At 40.4% G+C, this 26,335-nt stretch carries 24 protein-coding genes and 1 pseudogene; 13 read left to right on the forward strand and 12 right to left on the reverse strand.

The window, feature by feature from the left end; all coding sequences use genetic code 11:
• Window positions 1–134 precede the first annotated feature (134 nt).
• Window positions 135–1,307: a thiolase family protein gene (locus AC5EUN_RS08140; RefSeq protein WP_010326662.1), complete on the reverse strand. Its 1,173-nt coding sequence runs from the start codon at window positions 1,305–1,307 to the stop codon at window positions 135–137.
• 521 nt (window positions 1,308–1,828) lie between these two features.
• Between AC5EUN_RS08140 and AC5EUN_RS08145 the strand changes: the two genes are divergently transcribed.
• Window positions 1,829–2,440: a TetR/AcrR family transcriptional regulator gene (locus tag AC5EUN_RS08145; RefSeq protein WP_004693224.1), complete on the forward strand. Its 612-nt coding sequence runs from the start codon at window positions 1,829–1,831 to the stop codon at window positions 2,438–2,440.
• A 61-nt stretch (window positions 2,441–2,501) separates the two neighbouring features.
• Here AC5EUN_RS08145 and cysK read toward each other — a convergent pair whose 3' ends face one another.
• From cysK to rutD, 8 genes are all read right to left on the reverse strand, one after another.
• Window positions 2,502–3,500 carry a cysteine synthase A gene (cysK, locus tag AC5EUN_RS08150; protein WP_010326661.1) on the reverse strand — a complete coding sequence of 333 codons (999 nt, stop codon included), beginning with the start codon at window positions 3,498–3,500 and terminating at the stop codon, window positions 2,502–2,504.
• A gap of 161 nt (window positions 3,501–3,661) precedes the next feature.
• Window positions 3,662–4,498 (reverse strand): NAD(P)-dependent oxidoreductase, encoded by an 837-nt coding sequence (locus AC5EUN_RS08155; protein ID WP_010326660.1) that lies wholly within the window; start codon window positions 4,496–4,498, stop codon window positions 3,662–3,664.
• Window positions 4,499–4,543: 45 nt separating this feature from the next.
• Entirely contained in the window at window positions 4,544–5,899 is a 1,356-nt protein-coding gene (rutG, locus tag AC5EUN_RS08160) for a pyrimidine utilization transport protein G (RefSeq protein WP_010326659.1), read from the reverse strand.
• Window positions 5,900–5,935: 36 nt separating this feature from the next.
• Complete coding sequence (rutF, locus tag AC5EUN_RS08165; protein WP_228127605.1) at window positions 5,936–6,472, reverse strand: NADH-dependent FMN reductase RutF; 537 nt, start codon at window positions 6,470–6,472, stop codon at window positions 5,936–5,938.
• A 73-nt stretch (window positions 6,473–6,545) separates the two neighbouring features.
• Complete coding sequence (rutC, locus tag AC5EUN_RS08170; RefSeq protein WP_010326657.1) at window positions 6,546–6,929, reverse strand: pyrimidine utilization protein C; 384 nt, start codon at window positions 6,927–6,929, stop codon at window positions 6,546–6,548.
• A gap of 30 nt (window positions 6,930–6,959) precedes the next feature.
• Window positions 6,960–7,709, reverse strand: coding sequence for a pyrimidine utilization protein B (gene rutB / locus AC5EUN_RS08175; protein ID WP_010326656.1), 750 nt, complete (start codon window positions 7,707–7,709; stop codon window positions 6,960–6,962).
• Window positions 7,706–8,818 carry a pyrimidine utilization protein A gene (gene rutA, locus AC5EUN_RS08180; protein WP_010326655.1) on the reverse strand — a complete coding sequence of 371 codons (1,113 nt, stop codon included), beginning with the start codon at window positions 8,816–8,818 and terminating at the stop codon, window positions 7,706–7,708. Before rutA ends, rutB begins: the two co-directional genes overlap by 4 nt.
• 344 nt (window positions 8,819–9,162) lie before the next feature.
• Entirely contained in the window at window positions 9,163–9,966 is an 804-nt protein-coding gene (gene rutD, locus AC5EUN_RS08185; protein WP_029575017.1) for a pyrimidine utilization protein D, read from the reverse strand.
• A 389-nt stretch (window positions 9,967–10,355) separates the two neighbouring features.
• On the opposite strand from rutD, the gene AC5EUN_RS08190 reads away from it, so the two are divergent.
• The 11 genes and pseudogenes from AC5EUN_RS08190 to AC5EUN_RS08240 all read left to right on the forward strand — a co-directional run bounded on the left by AC5EUN_RS08190 (window position 10,356) and on the right by AC5EUN_RS08240 (window position 22,465).
• Window positions 10,356–10,673, forward strand: coding sequence for an ArsR/SmtB family transcription factor (locus AC5EUN_RS08190; protein WP_004693230.1), 318 nt, complete (start codon window positions 10,356–10,358; stop codon window positions 10,671–10,673).
• A 100-nt stretch (window positions 10,674–10,773) separates the two neighbouring features.
• Window positions 10,774–12,507 (forward strand): SulP family inorganic anion transporter, encoded by a 1,734-nt coding sequence (locus AC5EUN_RS08195; RefSeq protein WP_159152793.1) that lies wholly within the window; start codon window positions 10,774–10,776, stop codon window positions 12,505–12,507.
• A gap of 233 nt (window positions 12,508–12,740) precedes the next feature.
• The gene (gene sstT, locus AC5EUN_RS08200; RefSeq protein WP_004979798.1) at window positions 12,741–13,934 is read left to right on the forward strand and encodes a serine/threonine transporter SstT; all 1,194 of its coding nucleotides are present in this window, start codon (window positions 12,741–12,743) and stop codon (window positions 13,932–13,934) included.
• Between the two features lie 39 nt (window positions 13,935–13,973).
• The gene (locus AC5EUN_RS08205) at window positions 13,974–14,642 is read left to right on the forward strand and encodes a YoaK family protein (protein WP_010326651.1); all 669 of its coding nucleotides are present in this window, start codon (window positions 13,974–13,976) and stop codon (window positions 14,640–14,642) included.
• A gap of 20 nt (window positions 14,643–14,662) precedes the next feature.
• Window positions 14,663–15,199 carry a DUF2058 domain-containing protein gene (locus AC5EUN_RS08210; RefSeq protein ID WP_005399509.1) on the forward strand — a complete coding sequence of 179 codons (537 nt, stop codon included), beginning with the start codon at window positions 14,663–14,665 and terminating at the stop codon, window positions 15,197–15,199.
• Window positions 15,200–15,462: 263 nt separating this feature from the next.
• Entirely contained in the window at window positions 15,463–16,701 is a 1,239-nt protein-coding gene (locus AC5EUN_RS08215) for a mechanosensitive ion channel family protein (protein WP_010326650.1), read from the forward strand.
• A gap of 194 nt (window positions 16,702–16,895) precedes the next feature.
• Window positions 16,896–17,162 (forward strand): hypothetical protein, encoded by a 267-nt coding sequence (locus AC5EUN_RS08220; protein WP_035330456.1) that lies wholly within the window; start codon window positions 16,896–16,898, stop codon window positions 17,160–17,162.
• A 237-nt stretch (window positions 17,163–17,399) separates the two neighbouring features.
• Window positions 17,400–19,250 carry an ABC transporter ATP-binding protein gene (locus AC5EUN_RS08225; protein WP_010326648.1) on the forward strand — a complete coding sequence of 617 codons (1,851 nt, stop codon included), beginning with the start codon at window positions 17,400–17,402 and terminating at the stop codon, window positions 19,248–19,250.
• 303 nt (window positions 19,251–19,553) lie between these two features.
• Window positions 19,554–20,582 carry an AraC family transcriptional regulator gene (locus tag AC5EUN_RS08230; RefSeq protein WP_004693238.1) on the forward strand — a complete coding sequence of 343 codons (1,029 nt, stop codon included), beginning with the start codon at window positions 19,554–19,556 and terminating at the stop codon, window positions 20,580–20,582.
• Between the two features lie 71 nt (window positions 20,583–20,653).
• A complete protein-coding gene (gcvH, locus tag AC5EUN_RS08235) occupies window positions 20,654–21,034 on the forward strand; it encodes a glycine cleavage system protein GcvH (protein WP_058951997.1) in 381 nt (126 codons plus the stop codon).
• A 252-nt stretch (window positions 21,035–21,286) separates the two neighbouring features.
• A pseudogene (locus tag AC5EUN_RS08240) lies at window positions 21,287–22,465 on the forward strand (MFS transporter).
• A 47-nt stretch (window positions 22,466–22,512) separates the two neighbouring features.
• Here the strand turns inward: AC5EUN_RS08240 and AC5EUN_RS08245 are convergent.
• Both AC5EUN_RS08245 and AC5EUN_RS08250 read right to left on the reverse strand, forming a co-directional pair.
• Window positions 22,513–23,706 (reverse strand): PilT/PilU family type 4a pilus ATPase, encoded by a 1,194-nt coding sequence (locus AC5EUN_RS08245; RefSeq protein ID WP_010326644.1) that lies wholly within the window; start codon window positions 23,704–23,706, stop codon window positions 22,513–22,515.
• A 239-nt stretch (window positions 23,707–23,945) separates the two neighbouring features.
• Entirely contained in the window at window positions 23,946–25,007 is a 1,062-nt protein-coding gene (locus tag AC5EUN_RS08250) for a 3-deoxy-7-phosphoheptulonate synthase (protein WP_010326643.1), read from the reverse strand.
• Here AC5EUN_RS08250 and AC5EUN_RS08255 point away from each other — a divergent pair.
• Complete coding sequence (locus AC5EUN_RS08255; RefSeq protein WP_157843581.1) at window positions 24,986–25,099, forward strand: hypothetical protein; 114 nt, start codon at window positions 24,986–24,988, stop codon at window positions 25,097–25,099. The genes AC5EUN_RS08250 and AC5EUN_RS08255 overlap by 22 nt on opposite strands.
• Window positions 25,100–25,485: 386 nt before the next feature.
• Here AC5EUN_RS08255 and AC5EUN_RS08260 read toward each other — a convergent pair whose 3' ends face one another.
• On the reverse strand, window positions 25,486–26,298 hold the full coding sequence (locus AC5EUN_RS08260) for an EAL domain-containing protein (protein WP_493352490.1): 813 nt from the start codon (window positions 26,296–26,298) through the stop codon (window positions 25,486–25,488).
• Window positions 26,299–26,335 lie beyond the last annotated feature (37 nt).

Below are 26,335 nucleotides of genomic sequence, written 5' to 3' on the forward strand. Positions count from 1 at the left end.
ATGACGCATGATCTGCATGTATTTTACAAAATAAAAAAGGCCCGAATCAATCGAACCTTTGATGAAATCAACCATGCCGAATTATAGCTATTTAAATCATTTTCTTCACAGGCATAGCTAAGGATATTACAGCTTTAGTCTAGCAGCTCGACAGCAATAGCAGTCGCCTCACCACCACCGATACATAAAGCAGCTACACCCTTTTTCCCACCAGTACGTTTCAAAGCATGCAGTAAAGTCACGATAATACGTGAACCAGATGAACCCAATGGATGACCAAGTGCACAAGCGCCACCATTCACATTGACTTTAGCAGGGTCTAAATGAAAACTATCAATGGCAAGCATTGTGACCATCGCAAATGCTTCATTGACTTCCCACAGATCTACATCACCCGCAGACCAGCCTGCTTTGGCTAAAACTTTCTCAATGGCACCTACAGGGGCAATGGTGAACTCAGATGGATGCTGGGAATTACTTGCATAAGCCACAACTTTTGCCAATGGCTTAAGACCACGTGCGTCAGCAACTTCGGATGAAGTTACAACCAATGCCGAAGCACCATCCGAAATAGAACTCGAATTTGCCGCGGTAATCGTGCCGTCTTTTTTAAATGCCGGACGTAAAGTTGGAATTTTATCCACTTTGGCATTGAGCGGCTGTTCATCCTGATCAACCACAACATCGCCTTTACGGCTACTTACCGTCACAGGCACGATTTCATCTTTAAAGAAACCACCTTGAATCGCAGCAACCGCTTTATTTAAAGAACCAATGGCATACTGATCTTGCTGCTCACGGGTATAGCCTTTTTTATCTGCCATTTCTTGAGCAAGTACACCCATCGACAAACCTGTTTCAGCATCTTCTAAACCTTCTTGGAACATGTGATCGGTGGTTTTACCATGTCCCATACGGTAACCCGCGCGTGCTTTTTCAAGTAAGTACGGCGCATTTGACATTGACTCCATACCACCGGCCACCACAATTTCAGCTGAACCTGCTTTAATCGCATCAGCCGCTTGCATGACGGCTTTCATCCCAGAACCACAAATTTTATTGATGGTTGTTGCACCCGTTGAGTCAGGTAGACCTGCGATACGCATTGCTTGACGTGCAGGGCCTTGTCTTAAACCTGCTGGAAGTACACAACCAAAGATCACTTCATCCACATCGGTCGGCTGTAAGCCAGAACGGTTTAACACTTCTTTAATTGTCACCGCACCAAGTTCAGGTGCGGTACAGCTCGCCAGTGAACCTTGAAAACCACCCATTGCTGTACGTACACCGTCTACAATAACAATCATTTTCTATTTCATCCTTTTTCGCTGTTTACTTACTTTAAGCCCAATTAAAAGGCTTAAAGACATTCCCTATCTATTTTTTCATATTGCAAAGGGGTTAATCGTTTCAGATCTTATTTTAATGTTTTTCATAGTGCTACCGTCTCAAAGCGAGTCATCTATAAAGACATTAAAATAAACACACGTGAATAAGACATCTTTCCATACGACAGATGATCCATTTATCAACCCGCACTGCATTCGAGGCTTGAGCACTAAAGGTTCTCGTCTCTAAGAACACAGTGGCTATACTGACAATAGTGTAAAAATCACGAAAAAGGAATGCAATGGCCCAAATTTGATCTCTAGAGATCAAATTTATTGACAACGAAATGCGAAAATGTTCCTGAATTTATTTCTATTGTTGAACAAGTGGATATTTTTAAAACGATTGTAGTAATATCCAAGACCTTAGTTGCATTTTCATTTTCAACCAAGTTCAATAGCCTCTCTATAGTTCTCATGGAATACACTGGAATAAGCCAATGACTTCAGTACGCCAACAAAATTTTCTATTACGCAAAGAGAAAATTTTAGCCATGGCTGAGACTTTATTATTAGACAATAATCAAGACATCACCTTAAGCGAATTAGCAACGGAACTCGATATTGCGAAGGGTACGATCTACAAGCATTTCAAAAGTAAAAATCAACTTTATTTAGAGCTGATTATCTTGAATGAAACTCGCCTGCTAGAAATTTCTCAAAAGCATAACAATGATATTAAAACGTATGTTTCCGAATACATGCTTTATAATATGTTGAACTCGAACCGTACGATTTTACTGCACGTTATTGAAGAACGTTTAACCAATAATGAACGTAAACTCAAAGAACTTTTTGAGAAGCTCTACCAAATACGTGAACAACGTATTATCGAAATTAAAGACATGACCTCTGACTATTTAAAGTCTTTAGACAGCGCAATGTCCATTCGTGACTATTTATCTTATGTATGGACAGTGACCTACGGTGCGTCATTGTTACTCAATTCAACGCATTATCAAAAATCAATCGGTTCTCGTGAGCGTCTGATTAAACTGTATGTCAACCAAGCCCTCATGACACCTGATAAAATTTCACACGCAGCCCTTTAAGCTTCTAAACGGTATAAAAAAGCTAAACATTTTATGTTTAGCTTTTTTTTCATATATTTAATTAGTCTGCGGAAATATCTTCAAACAAAACTGAAGATAAATAACGTTCACCACCGTCAGGTAAGATTACTACAATGGTTTTACCTGCATTTTCAGGGCGTGCAGCAAGTTCAGCTGCTGCTGCCATCGCTGCACCACTTGAAATACCCACCAAAATACCTTCTTGACTTGCTGTTTTACGCGCCCAATCAATTGCTGTAGCAGCATCAATGGGCATCACTTCATCAACCAAGTCGAGGTCTAAGTTTTTAGGAATAAAGTTAGCGCCAATGCCCTGAATCTTATGTGGTCCAGGCGTCAAAGTTTCACCACGTTTGGTTTGATCAATAATCGGCGATTCAGCAGGTTCTACCGCAACTGAATACAAGGCTTGTTTTTTTACTTTTTCAAAATAGCTTGAAATCCCTGAAATCGTACCGCCCGTCCCGACACCAGCAACTAAAATATCAACTTTACCACCTGTTGCATCCCAAATTTCTGGGCCAGTGGTTGCTTCATGAATAGCTGGGTTTGCTGGGTTTTCAAACTGTTGTGGCAAAAAATAAGTTTCAGGATTTTCATCCAACAAACGCTGTGCTTCTTCTACCGCACCGCGCATCCCTTTTGCAGGATCGGTGAGAACCAAATTTGCGCCCAAAGCTTTCATCACTTTACGACGTTCGATACTCATGCTTGATGGCATAGTCAGGGTTAACGCATAACCTTTTGCAGCAGCAACAAATGCCAAAGCAATGCCTGTATTGCCACTGGTTGGTTCGACAATGTGCATTCCTGCTTTCAGCACACCGCGTGCTTCCGCATCCGCAATCAGCGCAGCCCCAATACGACATTTTACTGAAAATGCAGGATTACGGCTTTCAACTTTGGCTAAAACGGTGGCTGGACTTTGTATAATTCGGTTAATACGAACCAATGGTGTGTTACCAATCGCTTCTGCATTATTACTATAAACCGCTATCCCTAAATTATTAGGCGTTGGAAAAGCTGAGTCAGTACTCATACCAATGTTTCCTATGTTGTTTTTAATGATCCACTCATTATCATACCCTGATTTTTAAATGCAAACTGACATTTGGTTGGGCTTATGTTTTTATTTGATAAATAAATCACTTAAACAGAAAAAGCATGAGTTTTCCCATGCTTTTCTCCCGCGCGACCAGCTTAAACGAGCCTTACACTATTCCACTTTTCTAACTGTGTAACGGCCGCGCTAAAATCTACTTGTGCAGCCTGTTCTCGATCTGTTTTTAAGAACAGTTCTTGTGTCACTTGAAAAACAGGTGTTTTCATCTGTCCTTCTTCGGCCAGATCCATCGCAATACCAATGTCTTTTTGCAACAGGTTTAAAGCAAAAGTTTTTTGAAAAGTTCGGCTCAAAACTTTTTGCGCCATCACCGTTTCAGACATGATACTTTTACCACTGGAGTGATTAATACAACTCAATGCTCCAGCCAAGTCAACGCCTCGATTCTTCAAAATAGACAAACCTTCAGACAGTGCCCATAAATGCGTTGCCATGAGCGTATTGTTCACCGCCTTAACCGCAAAGCCTGCACCACTTTCCCCAACGTATTCAATCAGCCCTGCAAATGCCTGAATAATAGGTTTTGCCCTTTCAAATCCAGCGATATTACCACCCAACATAACCGTCAAAGTACCGCGTTCAGCACCAATGGTTTGACCCGAAACAGGTGCATCTAAGTAAATTACTCCACGTGCTGCCAAATCAGTGGAAATTCGCTGCGCAGACTCAGGCACGCCACTGGTACAATCCACCCATAAACTGCCAGATTTGGGTGGATATAACGCCATTAAAGCTTCAACATCTGCACTGGTCGGTAAGCATGAAAATATCACATCGGCTTGCATCGCTTGTTGGAGTTCAACCTGCAAAGTACCAAAAGTTTGCGCATGTGAAGCAGCTTTTTCCGCTGTGCGATTCCACACCCAAACAGGATGACCCAGTTTTGGCAAATGGGAGGCCATATGCCAGCCCATTGCCCCAAGTCCTATAAATGCAATATTCAGACTCAAAATGTACTCCTAACTGTGTGCAATAGTGCTATTGATTTGATCTGCTGATTTTTCTACGACTGGCTCTTTTTCACTGCCTCGGTTCAAGAAAAGATTAAGCAGAATGGCTGCTAGTGTTGCGGTGCCAATACCACCTAGGTCAAAACTCCCTATTTGTAAGCTGTAATTGCCTGTTCCCATAATCAAACACACGGCCCCAATCATTAAAGTACTGTTCTTGGTGAAATCAATTTTGTTATCGACCCAAATTTTTGCGCCAGCAACGGTAATCAAACCAAAAACCACAATGGATGCACCACCCAAGAGTGCAACGGGAATTGTACTAATCACTGCGCCAAACTTAGGAGAAAGCCCCAGTAAGATCGCAAATACACCTGCAAAAACAAAGATTGTGGTTGAATAAACTTTAGTGACTGCCATCACCCCAATGTTTTCAGCATAGGTGGTCATCCCTGTGCCCCCAACTGAGGCAGACAGTGTGGTACATACCCCATCTGCAAAGAAACCGCGTCCCATATAAGGAGACAAATTTTTCCCCGTCATCGCCGACACAGCTTTGAAATGTCCTAAGTTTTCAGCCACCAAAATAATCGCAACGGGTGCAATCAACATCATGGCGTTTATATCAAAGGTTGGGCTGTGGAAAGTTGGCAAACCAAACCATGCTGCTTGACCGACTTTTGCAAAGTCAATTGCAGTGCCAAAACCCATGACATTGGCGAGTAAGAAGTAAATAAAATAAGATGCAACTAAACCTAAAAGTAGCAGTAAACGGCGCACCATACCTTTGGTAAATACAGCAATGACACTAATACAAATAATCGTGATTAACGCCATCCAAGAGTCAAACTGATTGGCTGACACACTTTTGATCGCAACTGGTGCGAGGTGTAGGCCAATAATCATTACGATGGCACCTGTCACAATAGGTGGCATCAACTTTTCAATCCATGCCGTACCAGTGCGTATCACAACTAAACCGATTAACGCGTACAGCACTCCACACGCAATGGTTCCACCCAGTGCTAAAGAAAGATTTGGGTTTGCTCCAACACCTGTATAACCCGTAACTGCAACCACTGCTCCAATGAAGGCAAAGCTGGACCCCAAATAGCTTGGCATACGTCCACCGGTCATGAGGAAGAAGAGTATCGTACCAATGCCTGTAATGAAGATCGTTAGATTCGGATCAAAGCCCATCAGCAATGGGGCAAGTACGGTTGCACCGAACATGGCAAAAGCATGTTGCAACCCCAAAATAATGCTTTTTCCTGCGGGTAAATATTCATCTGTTTGCACAGGCATTGTATCTAAATCGCCTTGATAAGGCTTAAATTTTGGGAACCACGATTCTTTTGTTTGCATGGGTTTCCCCTCCTTGTAAAAGTAGGAATTTTTGAATTAGCACATTGGTAATGGCTCACAGTAACCACGGTTAAAATACATCAGCGCATTTAGTCCATAACTTTGCTTCATGGCTTTGACTTGGCAAAACAGCACGTCATGGCTACCTACAGACATAGTCTGTACCACTTCACAATCAAAGCTCACCAAGGCATCCTCCAATACAGGTGCATTGGTCAACAGTGTGGACCATGTGCCTTGAGCAAAACGTTCGGGCATTGGCGTTTTCCCCCCAAACAGATTAGATAAGTGTTGTTGCTGACTCGACAACGTGTTTACACATAACACTTGATTGGTTTTAAAAGTATCAAACACAGATGCTGAGCGGTTTAAACACACTAACAACGTTGGCGGTGTATCGGTCACACTACATACTGCCGATGCCGTAAAGCCTGCCTGACCTGCCCCCCCATCTGTTGTAATCACATTGACCGCAGCCCCCAGATTCGCCATACCTTGACGAAATGTGTGTTGATCCAACATTGCCTCTGGTGCTTTATGATTCAGCATGGTTTCAACTTGATCTTGATTCATCAGTTTTGCATTCATCGTATTCTCCATGCCCTAAAAAATCGTATATCAGGGCATTAAAATTTGATTATTCCACTTAAGCCACATGTGCAACCGAAGCGATTTCAACCAAAGCCTCTGGCTTGACCAGTCCAGTCTGTACGCAATAGCGTGCAGGTTTATCGTTTGGAAAATACTCGGCATATACAGCATTAATCGCGCCATAATCGGCCCAATCTTTCACAAAAATATGATTAAAAGTGACGTCATCCATTGTGCCTCCTGCAGTTGCAAGGACTCGTTTAATGGTTTCTAAAATATGTCGAGTCTGTGCTGCGGCATCACCAACATGAACGACGTTGTTATGTTCATCAAAGGCCAAGGTGCCTGATACATAAACGATATTGTCAGCCTTAGTTGCAGGTACAAATGGTGCAAGTGGTTTCGCTGTGCCTTCAGGCACAATAATTTCTTTAGGCATGAGGTTTCCTCTATCTTTCGTATGTATGACTTATGCTGTTTTTGCCAGTGTTTGACTGCTTGGGGTTTCAAAGGTGTTCACAAAACTTTGTGTATCAGACACCCAACCAAAAAAGGTTTTGATGTTATAGAGACTTGCTTCTTGCGCCTCGATAGGCCCAGCTTGATAGCACGCATCCTTAAGAGCGACCCCAAAATACTCCAAGAAAAAACCATCCCTTAAAGTCGACTCGACACAGACATTGGTCGCAATACCGACAAAAACTAAATTTCGGATTCCTCGCACCCGCAACATACTGTCCAACGCAGTATTAAAGAATCCACTATAGCGAGGCTTTTCTATGACTAAATCTTGTGGTTCAGGCTTGAGTGCATCAATCAACTCAAAATCCCAACCACCTTTTGCCAGTAGTTTTCCCTGCAGCTCTGGATTTTTGCGCATGGTTTTTAAAGCATTCGACTTATGGAAGTTTGGTGAATCACTCCCTCCTGCTTCACGATACTGATCATCCCAACCATTTTTAAAGTAAATCACCTGAATGCCAGCTGCATGTGCAGCAGTAATGGTTTTTTGAATGTTTTCAACCACAGGTTTGGTTTTAGATACATCAAACCCGGCCAAGTCCAAATAGCCACCTACTGAGGTATAGGCATTTTGCATATCAATCACAATCAATGCCGTGTGTTCAGGTGCTAAAGCAATATGTTCAGGTTCTGCTTTTAATGTTTTTGCTTGCAGACTTTGTTTTGTAAATTCTGCACAGACTATAGATTCATTCATGCGCTTTTCTCCAAAACAACGCGTGGTGCATCCGCTTCAACCACGATATGTTCACGGCATTTCATCAAAGGTTGTATACGCTGACCAAAGTCTTCGACCCCTTGAACAAAATCATCAAAGGTAAGCAAAATACCTTCAGTCCCCTGAATTTCACCAATTTCATCCAACATGTGAGCAACATGTTCAAACGAACCGACTAACGTTCCCATATTGATATTCACAGGCGAAACCGAGGATGCCATTTGGCGAATATTGGTATCTGTTCCAGATTTGGTATCTTTACCACCTTGGTTCATCAGCCAATTAATCGCCTCCATATCCGCACCAGCATTATATGTTTGCCATTTCGCATGCGCCTCTTCATCAGTTTCTGCAGCAATCACCATAAACAACACATAGGTTTGTACATCACGACCTGTTTTATCGGTTTGCTGTTTTAAACGCTCATTGATTTCTGCATAGGCTGTCGGTGTATTCAGCCCTTTACCGAAAACAAAGTTGTAATCGGCATATTTAGCAGAAAACTCAAGCCCTGTATCAGACTGACCCGCACAAATAATTTTCATGTCTGCTTGCGGACGTGGACTCACACGGCAGTCCTGCATAGTAAAATGCTCACCTTTAAAATCTGAACGACCTGTCGCCCAGAGTTCACGCAAAATTTCTACATATTCAGAAAGATATTCATAGCGCTGTACAAAGTATTCATCTCCTGGCCACATCCCCATTTGCGTATATTCGGGTGCTTGCCAGCCTGTCACGACATTTAAACCAAAACGACCATTTGAAATGGAATCAATGGTTGACGCCATTCGTGCCACAATTGCAGGCGGCATCACCAACGTCGCAGCTGTTGCATAGATTTGGATTTTACTTGTCACCGCAGCGAGCCCAGCCATCAAGGTAAATGTTTCTAGGTTATGATCCCAAAACTCTGTTTTCCCGCCAAAGCCACGCAGTTTGATCATCGACAAAGCAAAGTCAAAACCATAATGCTCAGCACGTTGAACAATTTTTTTGTTTAGTTCAAATGAAGGCATGTACTGTGGCGCGGTTTCCGAAAGCAGCCAGCCATTATTTCCAATCGGGCAAAATACACCTATTTTCATCTCGTTTATCCTCTACACTTATTTCATTATTCGCAGAACATCAAAGGCTAAATACAGCAAGACTTTTAACCTTTAGTTTGATAAAAATATATTTGCATAAGCTATGCCAACTATTATTTATTATTATTTTTCAATATATTAAATATTTTTAATTAATTTTATTTTTTACCAAAAAGTAAAATTAGTTTTTATTTTATGCACTATCTCTGTGAGGAGTGATCAATGATTGTGCGGTAAGTGATCCAAACTAGAGTTTTTATATTTTTAGCCTAAATAAAAAAGGTGTATAGATTTCAAAACCTATACACCTTCAATTTATAAAGCCAAATTAAACAATCGATAATCTAAACTAAACTTTCCAGCACTGTTAAAAAAGCCAACATTTCCTTATTCATCACGACTGTTTCGGTTACAGTCGCTGCATGAGCGCCCTGCTTTAAAAGAGTCAACTGTGCATGCGGAAACAACCGTTTTAGGTTTTGTGAGCGTTGGTAAGGCACAAGGAAATCATCTTGGTTTGCAATCAAATGCATCGGTATATTCTGCAAAGCGGCTCGTACCTCCTCGCTCAGTTCAAAGTCCATTAAAGCACTTAGCCGTCGCAATACATTTTCATGCGGTGGAAAGTTTTGAATTTGAAACTGTTCTTGTTTTTGAATACTTTCTATATTTGCTGAAATCCAAGCTGGTGGATATAAAAACAAGGCCTGTGCTTTGACATAAGCCTCTGTGCCTGCACATGTTAAAAGATTAATTCGGGTTTCAAAGCATTTATAGGTATGCGCATCTAACGTGTCCCACCCATTTAAAATCGTGATTGACAACATCTGATACTCGGTCGATTGGCATAAGGATGCCAACTCCGCACCAATAAAACCACCCAGTGCATGGCCGATAAAATGAAACCGTTGAATATGTTGTTGCTTTAAAATCAGCAAAAGCTGCTGGCCCAAATCGCGTATACAATAATCTGGTTTTAATAATGTACTGTTTTCATGGCAACCTTCTTGATCGTAAGTTAGGACATGAAATTTGGTTTGTAGGTCTTGAATTTGTGGCTGCCAAAACTGCGCATGTCCACCTAAACCCGATGATAAGACCACATAATCAGCATCATCTATATGGGATGGAAAAATTTGTACATTCATCTCAAAGTTTACTTTTTGGTCAAAAATATTATCTAGCAATAATTATGCCTTTTAATAAATGTTTGTATTTTTTAAATTTATAATGAATTTTTTAAAAAGCTCTGTAATTATGATTTTAATGCTCTATATGATAAAATATTCAAAGCTTATTATAAATAATCATAAAGAATGAGTTTTTAATTTAAAAAATCGGCTTAAATTATATAAATATCGAGAACTTAAGTAATATTTCGAATAACTAATTTTGATGTAAATATTAAGTATATATAACTTTAGCTAATATTTTATTTCACTAAAAGCCATGCATATTGGACTTGAAAAGACAGCATTATGAACGGCTTGGTTTTATACTAAGCACACAGTTGTTTTGTTTTATGAGTAGGTTTTAAATGAACACAGGACTTGAAATAACGTCTATGCGCGACTCTGCTGAAGTTGTTGTGAGTATTTTAAAATCTCTAGCCAATACTGATCGTTTATTAATTTTGTGTCATTTGTCGCAACAAGAACTGAATGTTTCTCAAATTGAAGAAATTACCGACATCAAACAGCCGACTCTTTCTCAACAATTAATGATGTTACGTAAAAGTGATGTGGTAAATACGCGCCGTGATGGTAAGCAAATTTATTACTCCATTAAAGATGAACGCATGATTGAAGTTTTAAATACTTTGTATAGCTTGTACTGCCCAAAACCACGTCTCTAAACCAAATCACTCTATATTTTCTGTGCTATGAAAACGAATGCTAAGACTTCTTAGCATTTTTTATGCATAATATATCTATATTTATGATTTAGATTGTTTTATGTCTGATTGGAATCGTCGTCTAATCCATTATCTCCCCGCATGGCAATGGCTCAAACACTATGACACGCCTACGTTTAAGTCAGATTTACTTGCATCTTTTATCGTTATTGCCATGTTGGTTCCTCAAGGCATGGCCTATGCCATGTTGGCAGGCTTACCGCCAATCACTGGGTTATATGCCAGCATTATCCCAATGATTATTTATGCCATCATTGGTGGCAGTCCCACACTTTCTATTGGCCCTGTTGCCATCATTTCGATGATGACCTTTGCGACTTTGAACTCGATGTTTGAAGTTGGTTCACCAGTTTATATACAAGCGGCATGTTTATTAGCCCTGATGGTCGGTGTCATTTCCCTGCTGTTGGGTTTATTTCGCTTTGGTTTCCTCATCCAACTGATTAGCCACCCCGTCATCCAAAGTTTCATTATTGCGTCTGCTTTGCTGATTGCGTTGGGTCAGTTGAAGTTTATTGTCGATCTACCTTTAAAAGCCAATAATATCCCCGAGTTTGTGGTAAGTGTTTGGCAATACATCAGTTTAACTCACATAGGTACGCTGTTGTTTGGACTGTGTGCAATCGCATTTTTAATTTATGCACCAAAGTTGCTGAATACTAATGCCTTAAAAGGTTTGTTCGGATCGACCGTATTACTTTCGCGTACTATTCCTTTATTTTTAGTGGTTGCCTCGATTGCCTTGGTCTATTTTTTCCAACTGCAAACGCTTGGAATCAAAACGGTCGGAATCATTCCATCTGGTATGCCTCCACTCGATATGCCGTATTGGAACTGGACTTTAGTTCTGCAACTTTTGCCAGGTGCAACTATGATCGCGATGATCAGTTTTGTTGAATCACTTTCCATTGCTCAAGCCACTGCTTTACAAAACCGAAGCCAACTCAACAGCAACCAAGAACTTATCGCTTTGGGGTTAGCCAATATCAGTGCAGGTTTCAGTTCGGCCTTTCCTGTAACAGGCAGCCTTTCTCGTACTGTCGTTAATGCAGATGCAGGCGCTCAGACCCCTATGGCTGGTGTGCTCTCTTCGCTGTTGATTATTGTAGTGAGCTTATACTTTACAGGTTTCTTTCAGGACCTTCCTTTAGCTATTTTGGCTGCAACGATTATCGTCTCGATATGGAAACTTGTGGACTTTAAACCCTTCATCGAAGCATGGAAGTATTCCAAAGCAGATGGTATCGCGATGTGGATTACCTTTTTTGGTGTTGTCAGTATCGATATTTCAACCGGCCTGATCATTGGCATGATCTCAACCTTTATTTTGTTGCTTTGGCGGATTAGTCGGCCACATATTGCTGTGATTGGCTTGGTCGAGGGAACGCAACATTTTCGCAATGTTGAACGCCATCAAGTTCAAACCACGGCACAAGTACTGTCAATGCGTATAGATGAAAGCCTAACCTTCTTAAATGCCAATATATTGAAAGGCGAGCTGATCAATGCCGTGAGCCAACAACCTAAGTTAGCCCATGTGGTGATTAATTGCTCCAGTGTGAGTAGTATCGACTTGAGTGCTTTAGAAATGCTGGAAGATATTAATCTAGAATTGGCCAAGCAAAACATTCAGCTGCATTTGTCCGAAGTTAAAGGCCCTGTGATGGATCGACTGCAAAGCTCAAAACTATTGAAACATTTGAGTGGGAATGTCTTTTTAACTCACTATCAAGCCATTCAGACCCTTTCACCTCAGCTGCTTAAAACTTCATAAGAGACCGAATGTCTGCTTGCACTTTTTCAATATAGTGAGAAATATCAAGCAGGCATTTATGATAAAAATCCATTAAATATGTCATTTTTATGAATTAAAATGAATAATAAAAACTGGAATTACAACAACTTAATTTTTATATCTAAATATTTTTCAGTCAGTTAGCAAATTAGGTATAAAATGGCGCACTTAAAATCCGTATTTTGTCCTCGTAATTTCAACAAGGCGCCTCTATGTTTTCTGTTTTAGCGCGAATGAGTCTAGTTACTCGAATTATTATTGCCATTATTTTGGGTATTGGTGTAGCCCTTGTTTTCCCAGGCGTTGCACCTTATTTGAGCCTGCTAGGCGACTTATTTATTAAAGCGTTAAAATCTGTCGCGCCTGTACTTGTATTTGTCTTGGTTCTTGCTTCTATTGCAAATTTTAAAGTAGGTCATAGTGCGAATCTACGTCCTATCATCATCATGTATGCCGTGGGTATGCTACTGGCTGCTTTTTCAGCAGTTGCTGTCAGCATCGCTTTCCCAAGTACTTTGTTCTTAAATTTACCTGCAAATACTGACTTACAACCACCAAGTAGCTTGATTGAAATCTTTAAGAACCTGCTGCTGAGCTTTATTGCTAACCCTGTAACTGCCATTAGTGAAGCAAACTTCATTGGTATTTTAGCGTGGGCTGTGGCCTTGGGTGCTGCATTCCGTCATGCCAAAGACTCAACCAAAGACTTACTCAATGATACTGCACACGCAGTAAATAGCGTGATTCGTTTGGTGATTAACTTTGCGCCTATCGGTATTTTCGGTCTAGTGGCGGTAACCTTTGCAGAAACAGGTTTAAGCACATTAGCAAGCTATGCACACTTATTGGCGGTCTTACTCGGCACAATGGCTTTCGTTGCCTTAGTCATCAACCCGCTTATGGTTGCTGTGGTAACACGTAGCAATCCATATCCTTTGGTATTTCAGTGTTTACGTGAAAGTGGTATCACTGCTTTCTTCACGCGAAGTTCTGCTGCGAACATTCCTGTGAACTTAGATCTTGCAAAACGTTTGGGTGTTGCTGAATCTACAGCGAGTGTAGCCATTCCACTCGGTGCGACCATTAACATGGCCGGCGCCTCAGTGACTATTACCGTGCTTACACTGGCAGCAGTCAATACACTAGGTCTTAATGTTGACTTTACCACCATGATGATTTTATCTGTGCTTGCAACAGTTTCAGCTTGTGGTGCTTCTGGTGTCGCAGGTGGTTCTTTGCTGTTGATCCCTGTTGCGTGTGGACTGTTTGGTATTTCATCTGATATTTCAATGCAAGTGGTTGCAATTGGTATGGTGATTAGCGTACTACAAGACTCTACTGAAACCGCATTGAACTCATCAACTGACGTATTATTTACTGCAGCAGTTGACCGCGCTTCAAAATAATATATTGTAGAATCAGTATATTATTTCTTTTTTGAAGTTATGCCATTTCAACACTTACCACTTTGGATTCAACTGGGGGCATTCTTTCTTGCAGTCAATGCAGGAATGATTAATGTCTTAGGACTGGTGACTGTTTTACACCAGTCTGTTTCCCATATGACTGGTAATGTAAGTGTTTTGGCGATGTCGCTTGTACATTGGCAATCCGAAAGCATTTTATATTTGCTATTAGTAACTGTCTGCTATGTCATCGGTTCATTTTATAGCGGTGTAATTCTGGGAAATAGTCACTTTCGATTGGGACGCCGCTATGGCGTACCACTCACGTTAGTGGCTTTTTTTATTTTTCTGTGTTGGTTCTTTCTGCCTTATTTTCCACGCTATGCTTTACTCTGGGCCTGCGTCGCAATGGGTGTGCAAAATGCCATGGTGAGCCATTATAAAGGCACTATCATTCGCACTACACATTTATCGGGTGTCCTTACCGACCTCGGTTTAGCGCTTGGCTATCGAGTGCGCGGACTCGTGGTTGAGCGTCGGCGCGTAGTTTTACATCTTTTGATTTTAAGTGGCTTTTTGATCGGTGGACTCTGTGCAAGTTGGATGTATCCCTATTTAAAACTCAATTCTTTTTTAGTTCCAACAGCATTAAGCTTGATCCTTAGTGTTGTATATTGGATCATTTACTTTCGTTATCGTCGTTTTTAAACGCAGTTGTGGAATTCGCTATGGTAAAAAATGCATTACAGGCTCAGTTACTCAAAGCCGGTTTAGTTGACAACAAAAAGGCCAAAAAACTTTCTAAACAAGCAGTGCATGAGCAAAGAACAGGTCAAAGCAGTGAAGCTGAGATCAAGGCAAAAATTGCACAAGACAAACAGCAAAAACAGGCCAAAGATCAAGCTATTGAACTTGAAAAGAAAGCGATATTGCAAGAAAAAGAGCTCAAAGCGACGATCATTCAAATGATCACGCAGCATAAAATCCGGGATACCGACGGTGACGTGGCCTATCAGTTTATTGACGATGGCAAAATCAAAAAACAATATATCAATCAACAAATTTATAATGCCTTGGTTGCTGGTAGCCTCGTGATTGCACGTGATCATGAAAGCTATGCCTTCTTACCTAAAGCTTTAGCTGATCGTATTAATGCCAAACTTGAAGGCTTTATTATCGTAAATACCTCAGAGAAAAATGAAGCAGTCACCGATGAGGAAGATCCATACGCTGCATACGTGATCCCTGATGATCTCATGTGGTAATTATTGAGCCATCAGAAGCTTCCATATTGGAAGCTTCTTTTTTCCTAGTTCATTATAAAACTAATTCACCATTCCACTGACCTGACATATCCCAACCATCAACGAGCTATACTTCACGACATCCAAATAATGACTGAAAATCGAATCGAAGAGAGTAAATAAACAAGTCGTTGAAAACATGTATAAACTTAGTGACACAATTTGCTTAATTCGTATAGCTGATTACACTATTTGCAGTGTTTTAATCAAAAGAAGATCGCATTTTGGATAATTTTCATTTTATACAGAGTTTAAAAGACTGGTCGGATCAGTATCCTTGGATCGAAATGCTGACAGGATTCTGCATACTCATTTTAGTGGCTATACTGGCATATATTATTGCCAAGCATGTTGTGGTTCGTGGTATTCGGCATCTCATCACTAAGCTAAAATTTGCCAATCACGACATCATGTCGCAGCATAGCGTGATTCGTCGAATTGCGAACATTGTCCCAGCAATCGTCATTATGAATGGTATCGTCACCGTTCCTCACCTGTCTGCGAAAATGGTCAGCTTTGTCCAAATGGCGGCACAGGCCTTTATTTTCTTAACCATTGCGCTCGCGATTGGTGAATTACTGAATATCTTCAATTTAGTTTATCAACGCAATCCGAAGTCTAGAAATAAACCCATCAAAGGCTATTTACAGCTAATCAAACTGATTATTTTCATCGTTTGTGGCTTGATGATCTTAGGGACTTTCCTGAAAAAAGATGTATTCACCTTGCTGGCGGGTTTCGGTGCTATGGCGGCAGTGCTGATGTTGGTCTTCCAAAACACCATTTTGTCTTTGGTGGCTTCTGTTCAGATTTCATCCTATGACATGGTCCGCATTGGAGATTGGATTGAAATGCCATCCCTGAATGCAGACGGTGATGTCATTGATATGTCATTACATACCATCACCGTACAGAACTTTGATAAAACCTTTACCACAATTCCAACCAACAAATTGGTCACTGATACTTTTAAAAACTGGCGGGGTATGTCACAGGCAGGCGTACGTCGTATCAAACGCTCACTTTATATTGACCAAAGTAGCGTTCACTTTATGTCTGAAGCAGAACAAAGCAAACTTAAAGAGTTTTTATTATTAGACCAATATCTAGATCACAAGAGTACAGAGCTGATTGAGTTTAATCAGAAATTGAGCAATACATCTCCTTGTAATCAGCGACGTTTAACCAATATTGGGACCTTCCGTGCGTATGTTGAGCTGTACCTTAATCAGCATCCGAACATTTCAAAACACCAATCTTTAATCGTACGTCAGTTACAACCGACTGAAAAAGGCTTGCCACTGGAAATTTATGCATTTAGCAATCAAATTGCATGGAAAGATTATGAAGCGATTCAGTCGGATATTTTCGATCATTTAATTGCCATTCTTCCCGAATTTGGTCTCAAAATTTACCAAGCACCATCGGGATATGACATGCAAATCGCAATGTCAAACCCGTAATTTTTTCACTTTGGTATGCTAAAACCACTCTAGTTTTAGCATACTAAGGTCTTAAAAACGAAGAATAGGCATTTTAATATACGTTCTAAATCACCAACTCTAGAATAAAAATTATGAAAATACATAACATTAGTTTTTCAACAACTGTGTTATTTACCTTGTGTATTATGTAAGTTAATTATGTGATTATTTACATGAAATATACCTCAATATCACAATATCAACCTTTTCTCTTCATTAAATTAGCCACTCCTTTTCACTTTGTAAGACTTTCTAAAATGAATACTTTAAATAAATCTTTATGTGCCGCCCTTTTAGCTGTAGCAGCGACATCTTCTTTTGCAGCAGAAACTCAAGTTGTAGAAACCACTCAAGCTGCTGTTGCAACTGAAAATGCAGCACCTGCTTCAGAAGCTGCTGCATCTGATGCGGTTGCGACATCAGAAGCTCAAGCAAACTAATGCTTTAAGCATCTTGGGGGATTCATTTGATTGGATTCCCTTTCATCAACCATCTCTCTCAGACTTTTTATATCTATTCATCTACATTTCTTGCTATCCATACTGCTACAACATCGTTTAGCCTCTCTTAATTTACACAGACCACTGAGGTCTTTTCATGCTAAAATTTTCAAACTCTGCTTATTTATAAAACAAGTCATTACCTTATAAATGACTTATTTTTAGAAGGTTTTATTCATGTTCAAATGGTTTGAAAAACGTGTTGATCCCTATCCAGAAGAAGGTTTAAACCAACCTTTACCGACCACGTTCTTTCCGTTTGTATGGCAGGCCGCTAAAGGTGTACGTGGCTATTTGCTGATTTTGGTTTTATTCACGGCTGGTGCTGCCAGTTTTGAAGCCTTGTTTTATGCCAAAATTGGTGACTTAGTAAACTGGCTCAGTAAAAGCCAGCCAGAAACATTTTTAGCAGAACATGGTTCAAATTTAGTCCTTTTATTCTGTATTTTATTGGCCAATATTTTATTTGCCAGTTTACAGTCGATTATTAAACACCAAATATTATTTAGCACTTTTCCGATGCGTCTGCGCTGGCGCTTTCATAATTTACTGCTGAAGCAAAGCCTCGACTTTTTTCACAATGATTTTGCAGGAAGACTCTCCGCAAAAGTCATGCAAACTGCACTGGCAATACGTGAGTTCTGGGTTATTTTGGGTGACATGTTAGCTTATGTGCTCATTTATTTTGTCACAGTCAATTTGGTACTTGCCGCTATTTCCCCACTCCTAATATTGCCTTTACTGGTCTGGTTGGCGTTGTTTATCTGTGCTGCGTATTACTTCATCCCACGTTTGAGTAAAGTTTCAAATGAACAGGCTGATGCCCGAGCTGTGATGACTGGCCGTGTTACCGATGCTTATACTAATATTCAAACAGTGAAGCTTTTTGCCCATGCAGGACGTGAAAGCTTATATGCCAAATCCTCGATGCAGGAGTTCATGGTCACCGTTTATAAACAAATGCGTTTAGGTGCTAAGTATGAAATCAGTATCCTGTTTTTAAATATAGTACTGTACGCGGGCGTATTGGGCACTGCAGTTTGGTTATGGATGAATGGGCGAGTTGAACTTGGTGTTATTGCTGCTGCAACGGCTATGATTTTAAAACTGAGCAGTATTGCTGAATTTATCATGTGGCAAACCTCAGCACTTTTTGAAAGTGTCGGCACCATTCAAGATGGCATGAAAACCCTCGGTCGTTCGATCACGATTCAAGACAAACCTGATGCCAAAGACCTTGAAGTTAAACAAGGCATGATCGAATTTAAAGACGTAACTTTTGCGTATAACAGTAAAAATGTCATCGACAATTTAAACCTACGCATCCGAGCTGGTGAAAAAATTGGGATCGTGGGTCGCTCTGGTGCAGGAAAATCAACACTGATTCAACTATTGCTACATTTTTATCAATTGAAACAAGGTGAAATTTTAATTGATGGACAGAATATTGAAGATGTCACCCAAGACAGCTTACGTCGTAATATTGCCTTAGTGACTCAAGACACCTCCCTGCTACACCGCAGTGTTGCAGAAAATATTAAATATGGCCGTCCCAATGCCAGTGATGAAGAAATGTATGCTGCTGTACGTAAAGCCAAAGCCGAAGAGTTTATTCCTCAGCTGACTGACTTACGTGGTAAATCAGGTTATGAAGCCTATGTTGGTGAGCGTGGAGTGAAACTTTCAGGTGGCCAACGCCAGCGTATCGCCATTGCTCGTGTGTTCTTGAAAGATGCACCAATCTTAATTTTAGATGAAGCCACCAGTGCCCTAGACTCAGAAGTTGAAGCTGCAATTCAATCTAGCCTTGATGACCTAATGCAAGATAAAACGGTGATTGCGATTGCTCACCGTCTTTCAACCATTGCTCAAATGGATCGTTTGATCGTGCTTGATGAAGGTCGTATTGCAGAACAAGGGACACATGAAGAGCTGATTCAAAAAAATGGTATCTATGCGCACCTTTGGCAGCGTCAAACAGGTGGATTTTTAACGGAACAACATCCAATTAAAAAGAAAGAAGCCTAGTTTTACTTTCCGTCCTCAGCACGCTTAGATCATTATCATCAATGATTTTAGCGTGCTGATTTTGAAAAGATTTTACTTAACTTTTAGCATCATTTGCTGAGCCTTTATTTTTATCGAGAGTCTTATATTTTTGCTCAGAAATTTATGATATTTATAATATCGTTCCACTAAATAAGAAATGAAAAGGATACTGAATTGATATAGGCTTGGAGCATATTGTCCAACAATATGCTCCATGAATTTGAAATATTCATGCCAATATAACTTCAGTCAGAAAAGAAAGAAAAATGCAATGGATCGCGCATGAAAACAGTTTCACTTCGCCAAGATCAAGGAATTCCTGGTGTTTATGGCTTATTGTTGTTAGATGTTGTGTCTCGTTGGGGCTATAATGCAGAGACGCTATTTTCCCCTTTTCAACTCACGAGTGAACAACTCGCAGAGCCTGAGTTCCGCATACCCGTTCATACTGCCAATGAACTTGTGAAGTTGGCCAGCCGTCTCACTGGTGAGCCCACGCTTGGCTACCATCTAGGCACGCAAATGCGTATTTCAATTCATGGCTTCATTGGCTATGCCATTATGACAACTCATGATATTGGCGAAGCCTTGGTACTTGCTAACCGTTTTATTCAACTGCGCATGCCTTTTTTGCAGCTTTTCTTTTCCACCTTTGGCGAAAAAGCGACTTTACAATTACGCTGTGATGTCGATATAGAACCGTTGCGTACCGATATTGCGATCAGTATTATTTTTGGCATTGTTTCTATGAGCAAGGCGCTCACTGGCATTGAAAATCTGGCTGGGGAAATTGATTTCGATTTTCCAGAACCCGAAGGCTTTGATCGCTATCGTGCAAAGCTACCTAACCATAGTGTTCGCTTTGATCAACCACATTTACTTTTGAGTTTTGATAAGCATTATCTAGGCTTTAAAATGGTCAATGCTGACCCACTTGCAAGCCAAATAGCCATTAATCAATGTGAAGCTGAACTCTCAGCCATGGGCGAACGCCGAAGATTATCGATGCGTGTTCGTGACATTTTAACGCGCTCAGAACAACACTATTTAAGCATCGAGCACGTAGCTGACCTCTTACACATGTCTGATCGCACACTGAAACGCCAATTGGCTGCTGAAAGCACGTCTTTTTCTACTATTGTGGATGAAGTTCGTTACCGTCATGCCACGTCACTTTTGTCACGTACAGACTATAGCTTAGAGCAAATTGCGGACGAACTGGGATATAGTGATGTGGCAAATTTCAGCCGAGCCTTTAAGCGTTGGAGTGGACGCAGCCCAAGTAATTGGCGTAAAGATCCGTATTTATAGATCTTTTGTTTTGATAGAAAAGCATGTATAAATCATGCGAAAAATGATTTTTGTATTTTAAGGAGTTATTCATGAATCATCCTTCAGAATTGAAGTATGCGAGTACACATGAATGGGTGCGTATTGAAGGTGATCTTGTTGTAACTGGTATTTCAGACCATGCACAGGATGCCTTAGGCGATTTAGTCTACGTTGAAACACCAGAAGTTGGTCAACAAATCACTGCGGGCGAACAAGCGGGTGTGGTGGAATCTGTAAAAACAGCTTCTGATATTCATGCACCAGTTTCTGGCACCGTGGTAGAAATCAATGCCAATCTGGAAGATGATCCTGACTTCGTCAATGATGACCCCTACGGCAAAGGTTGGATTTATAAAATCAAACCAGACAATATCGCAGATGTAGAACAACTCCTTTCAAGCACAGCCTATGAAGCGGGTCTAAAAGCCTAGTATTCATATTTACGGCTCAAAAAATCAGTCTGCGGACTGATTTTTTAAAAAAATTATCTTATTCTGATAAATCAACTCGATATTTATATATTCACATCAATTAAATACCTAATTTATCACTATAATTATACTTTTCACGTGCATTATCTTATAATCTGGTTGTTTCAATTTCACAGCCGTACCCTAGCTTCTGTATAAAATAATAACAACAGTTTACGTCCTGTAGCCTCATCTTCGAGCCAAGGGTTCTGCATGTCTGCTCTCAATACATCATCACTATGGAATAAGTCTTTTATTCTTTGCTTAGCGAACAATCTGTTTTTGTTCATCTTTTACTTTGCACAGACCTCAATCCTTCCAATCTATATTTTGAATGATTTGGGTGGAAGCCTTGCTCAAGCAGGCTTAGCCATGACTTTGTTCATGGCATCGTCTATCGCAGTTCGCCCTTTTAGCGGACTCATTATTGAAAAATTTGGCAATAAGAAAACGCTTTTTATCGCGAAAGCCCTATTTTGTTTGTTTTCCTTGGCCTATTTGTTTGCTGATAATTTACAACTTTTACTACTGATTCGTTTTCTACATGGCATTTGGTTCAGCATCGTCACCACAGTTGCCGTACCTATCGACAATGAGTTTATTCCAGAAAAACGTAAAGGCGAAGGCATGGGCTATTTTGTCATGTCCATTAATCTGGGGATTGTACTTGGGCCATTCCTCGGTTAAACTCTGATCCAGTCTGTATCCTATCCAATGGTCGCAGGGATTTTAGCGTTTAGTGTCTGTCTCGGTTTCTTGTTTTGCTTCTTTATCCCAATTCAGCAGACCACTCAAAAATTGACACCACCCGTGAAGCGCAAGCTCAATATCCATGACTTTGTTGAAACTAAAGCCTTGAATATTTCAATTATGGGCATGATCGTTTCTTTTTCCTATGCCAGTATCATGTCGTTCATTTCAACTTATGCAGAGTCTAAACATCTGCTGAACTATGCGAGCCTATTTTTTATCGTCTTTGCAATTTCCATGATGAGCCTACGCCCAATTACAGGCAAAATTTATGACCGTCGTGGGGCAAGTTATGTGATTTATCCAGCGATTATATTATTTAGCTTGGGGCTTATGATTCTCAGTCAGATTCAATCTCTGACGGGTTTATTGGTTGCGGCTGTATGCGTTGGCATGGGCTTTGGTTCTGCACAGCCTTGTCTACAAACTTTAGCTATTCAAGGTGCGGAAAAGCATCGGATTGGCCATGCGACCTCCACGTTCTTTACCATGTATGACTTAGGTATTGCTCTTGGCTCTGTATTGTTGGGTCTACTCATTTCTAAGCAAGGTTATAGCTTCACCTATTTATTCTGTGCACTGACAACCGTTTTAAGTTTATTGTTCTATGCCTTTATCGCGAATAGAAAGAAAACCGCTTAAAATATCAGTCCGTATGCGCATAGCAATGAACTTACGGACTCAGAAAATTAGGCGTCGGCCTTCTCTTCTTCAGCGTCTTTGGCTTTTTCAGCAACCGCTTGATCAAAAGACAAAGCACTATTTGAGTTTAACTGCGGGTTGGCACGACTACTCTTTAATTTAATCTGTAGACGTAATTCATTGACCGAGTCTGCATTTCGTAGTGCTTCTTCATAAGCGATTGCACCTTGATTGTATAAATCAAACAAAGCCTGATCAAAAGTCTGCATGCCTAACTCTCGTGATTTCGACATCACTTCTTTGAGTTCGTGGAAATTCCCTTTAAGTATCAAGTCTGACATCAACGGTGTATTGAGCATGATTTCCACTGCTGCTCGGCGGCCACGCCCATCTTCAGTTCGCACCAGACGCTGTGAAATAATCGCCTTCATATTGGAAGATAAGTCCATCAAAAGTTGATTGCGACGTTCGTCTGGGAAAAAGTTAATAATTCGATCTAAAGCCTGATTTGCATTATTGGCATGCAGTGTCCCCAGGCATAAGTGGCCTGTTTCCGCAAAAGCTATGGCATGTTCCATCGTCTCCGTGTCACGAATCTCACCAATTAAAATGACATCGGGCGCTTGGCGCAGAGTATTTTTCAAAGCATTGTGCCAAGAATGACAGTCCACACCCACTTCCCGATGAGTAATCATCGATTTCTTATGCTTGTGTACATACTCCACAGGGTCTTCAACTGTAATAATGTGCCCTGCCGAGTTTTCATTTCGATGATCAATCATGGCTGCTAAAGACGTCGATTTACCCGACCCTGTACCACCGACAACGAGGACCAAACCACGTTTTTCCATAATTACGTCTTTTAAAGACGTTGGAAGTTGTAACTTAGTGAAGTTAGGAATTTCCGCAGTAATCGTACGAATCACCATCCCCACATGCAGTTGCTGCTGAAAAACATTGACACGAAAACGCGAAACATTGGGAACGTTAATTGCAAAATTACACTCAAGCTCGGTTTCGAACTCCAATCGTTGCTTTTCGTTCATTAAACTATAAGCAAAGAGTTTGGTCTGATCAGATGGCAAATTTTGTTGACCCAATGGCTTCATGAGGCCCTGATGCTTAATACTTGGCGGAAAGTCTGCAGATATAAATAAGTCTGAACCACCATACTCAACCACTTTGCTGAGCATGTGAAACATCATCCGACGGGCTTCTTCTAAAAGTTCTGCAGAATACATAGTGTTCTCTAAAAATTAGTGCAAATAGCTGACTTTAAAAAGCATTTCTTTTCTTCAAAATACAATTTTTTATCGTGTTCTTTCAGGCTTCTGATTTTGCATAAGTTTCTGCTCTAGCTCAACCTAATTTATCGTTTGATAAATAATTTTTAGCTTATTTTTCAATTTATTATCTTCATTTATTGAACTACATCACAAAAAAAAGACCTTTCAATGAAAGGTCTTTTTGGCTGCGTTGATTAAGCACTACGTTGAACAGCGTGGCTGCGTAATGTGTCGGCAACCTCTAAAAGTACTTGCTCGGTTTTTTCCCAGCCTAAACAGCCATCCGTAACAGACTGACCATAGACCATGTCATCTGAAATTTTCTGATTACCATCAACCAAATGACTTTCAAGCATGACACCACACACATTGCTTTGCGTACGTTCTGCAACAATGCTACGCAATACATTAGGTTGATTGAGTGGATTTTTACTACTGTTACCATGACTACAGTCAATCACCAAAGCAGGTAATTCATCTTTGACTTTATCTTGCATATGACGAATATCGGCTAAAGCATAGTTAGGCCCCGAGTTTGCACCACGTAAAATCAAGTGTGGCTTCGGATTTCCTTGGGACTGAAGCATACATGCCATGCCTTGCTGCCCAATTCCCATGAACTGGTGAGGGTTTGATGCAGACTGAATCGCATCCAGAGCAATTTGAATTGAACCATCTGTGCCATTTTTGAAACCAATGCTAAACGGCATATGACTCGAAATTTCACGATGAATCTGCGACTCGCTGGTACGCGCACCAATAGCTCCCCATGCCAACAGATCGTCGAAATAAGCAGTCGCCATCGGGCTTAAAATTTCTGTAGCAATCGGCAAACCCATTTCAATAATCGCTAAATACAATGCTCGAGACTGCTCTAATCCCAACTGCATATTGGAAGATCCATCAAGTAAAGGATCGTATAAAAAACCTTTCCAGCCCACCGTAGTCCGTGGTTTTTCAATATAGGCACGCATTACGAAGAAAATCTGATCTGAAACTTTGGTTTGTAATTGTTTTAACTTTTCAGCGTATTCTAAAACCGCAATAGGGTCGTGAATGGAACACGGGCCTGTAATGACCATTAAACGATGGTCTTTGCCTTCTAATATATTTTGAATGGTTTGACGCTGTTCAGCAATTTGTAGTTTTAATGGCGTTGAAAGTGGCAACTGCGCTTTGAGTTGCTGCGGCAAACTTAAAAGTGTTTCTTGAACTGTCGTTTGAGTACTTTGTAGTGCAGTATTTAGAGCATTCATTGGTTTGTATCCTTTGGACTGTGGTGTTCAGTCCGATCTTTTATTTGAGCGTTATGGGTCTAATGGATTGCTGGGCTAAAGTCATAAATTGACTAAAGTAAAACCAATAAAAGTTGCTAAAGTATGAATAGTTAGTTGTTTTCATGAAGTACTCCAAAATTTATTAAAACAGCAGATATAAAAAAACCTGACCAGGGTTGCCGATCAGGTATTAACTAGGTGGGCAACCTCTTGATGCCCGAACGCGTTCAGGCAATTATCTAAATTGCCAGAAGTAATAATTTGCGTTAGAGATTACAGGTTGCTTTAACATTTTTATATCTTCAAAAAATATGTTATCTGAAATTTAAAATACGCTGATTTTTTTGCTTTTACAACACTTTTTTATACAAAAAATTCTGTTCTATTCCGTTTAAGCCTTTGCCTTTAACTTAATGGCCTATCATGTTTGAGTTCATGAGAACAGTCGCTATGAAGCCTAGTGTAGTTTTAGCAACTGCATTTCTGCCTGCTGAGCACAAACAGGTGGACTAAACAGATAACCTTGCCCAATACGACAGCCCATATCTCTTAACAGCTGCAATTGTGTTTCGGTTTCAATGCCTTCGGCAACGATATCCATTGATAAAATCGGGCCGAGTTTGGCTAACCCTTCGACAATGGCATAAATCGATTTATCATCACTTAAGCGTTGTACAAAAGAGCAGTCAACTTTAATAATATCAACAGGATAATCGCGCAAATGAGTAAGAGAAGAATGCCCCGTACCAAAATCATCCAGTGCTATTCGCACACCATTTGCTTTGAGTTTTTTTAAAGCACGAACCACATATTCATAGCCGCGTTCAGCCAAATGATATTCAGTAACCTCAATTTCAACAAATTTTGAGGGTATGCGGTAGGATTTGAGACGTTTTAAAAAGATCTCCGCAAAATTATCACGCATAAACTCAACAGGTGCTGCATTAATTGAAATGGGTACAATGTGTAAGCCTTTTGCCCACCATTCAGTAATCTGCTTGAAAACCTGATGCTGCATAATCTCACCAATACGGCTGGATAACTCATAATCATTAAAAGCTGCTGCGATTCGTGCAGGGCTTTGAATGTTATTCTGATCATCACGCCAGCGTAATAGCGCTTCATAACCAATAATTCGTTCTGAATCTAAACAGACCTTCGGTTGAAAGAAAGCCTCGATGGCAACATTACGAATAATTTGGTGCGCACAATTCAGTTGTTCAGATTGTTCCCGTACTGCATTAAACATATCCTGATCAAACATGCGCATACCGCCACGGCCTTGTGCTTTAACATCATTAAGTGCT

It is taken from the genome of Acinetobacter sp. CAU_H_S170_2 (genome assembly GCF_058890445.1).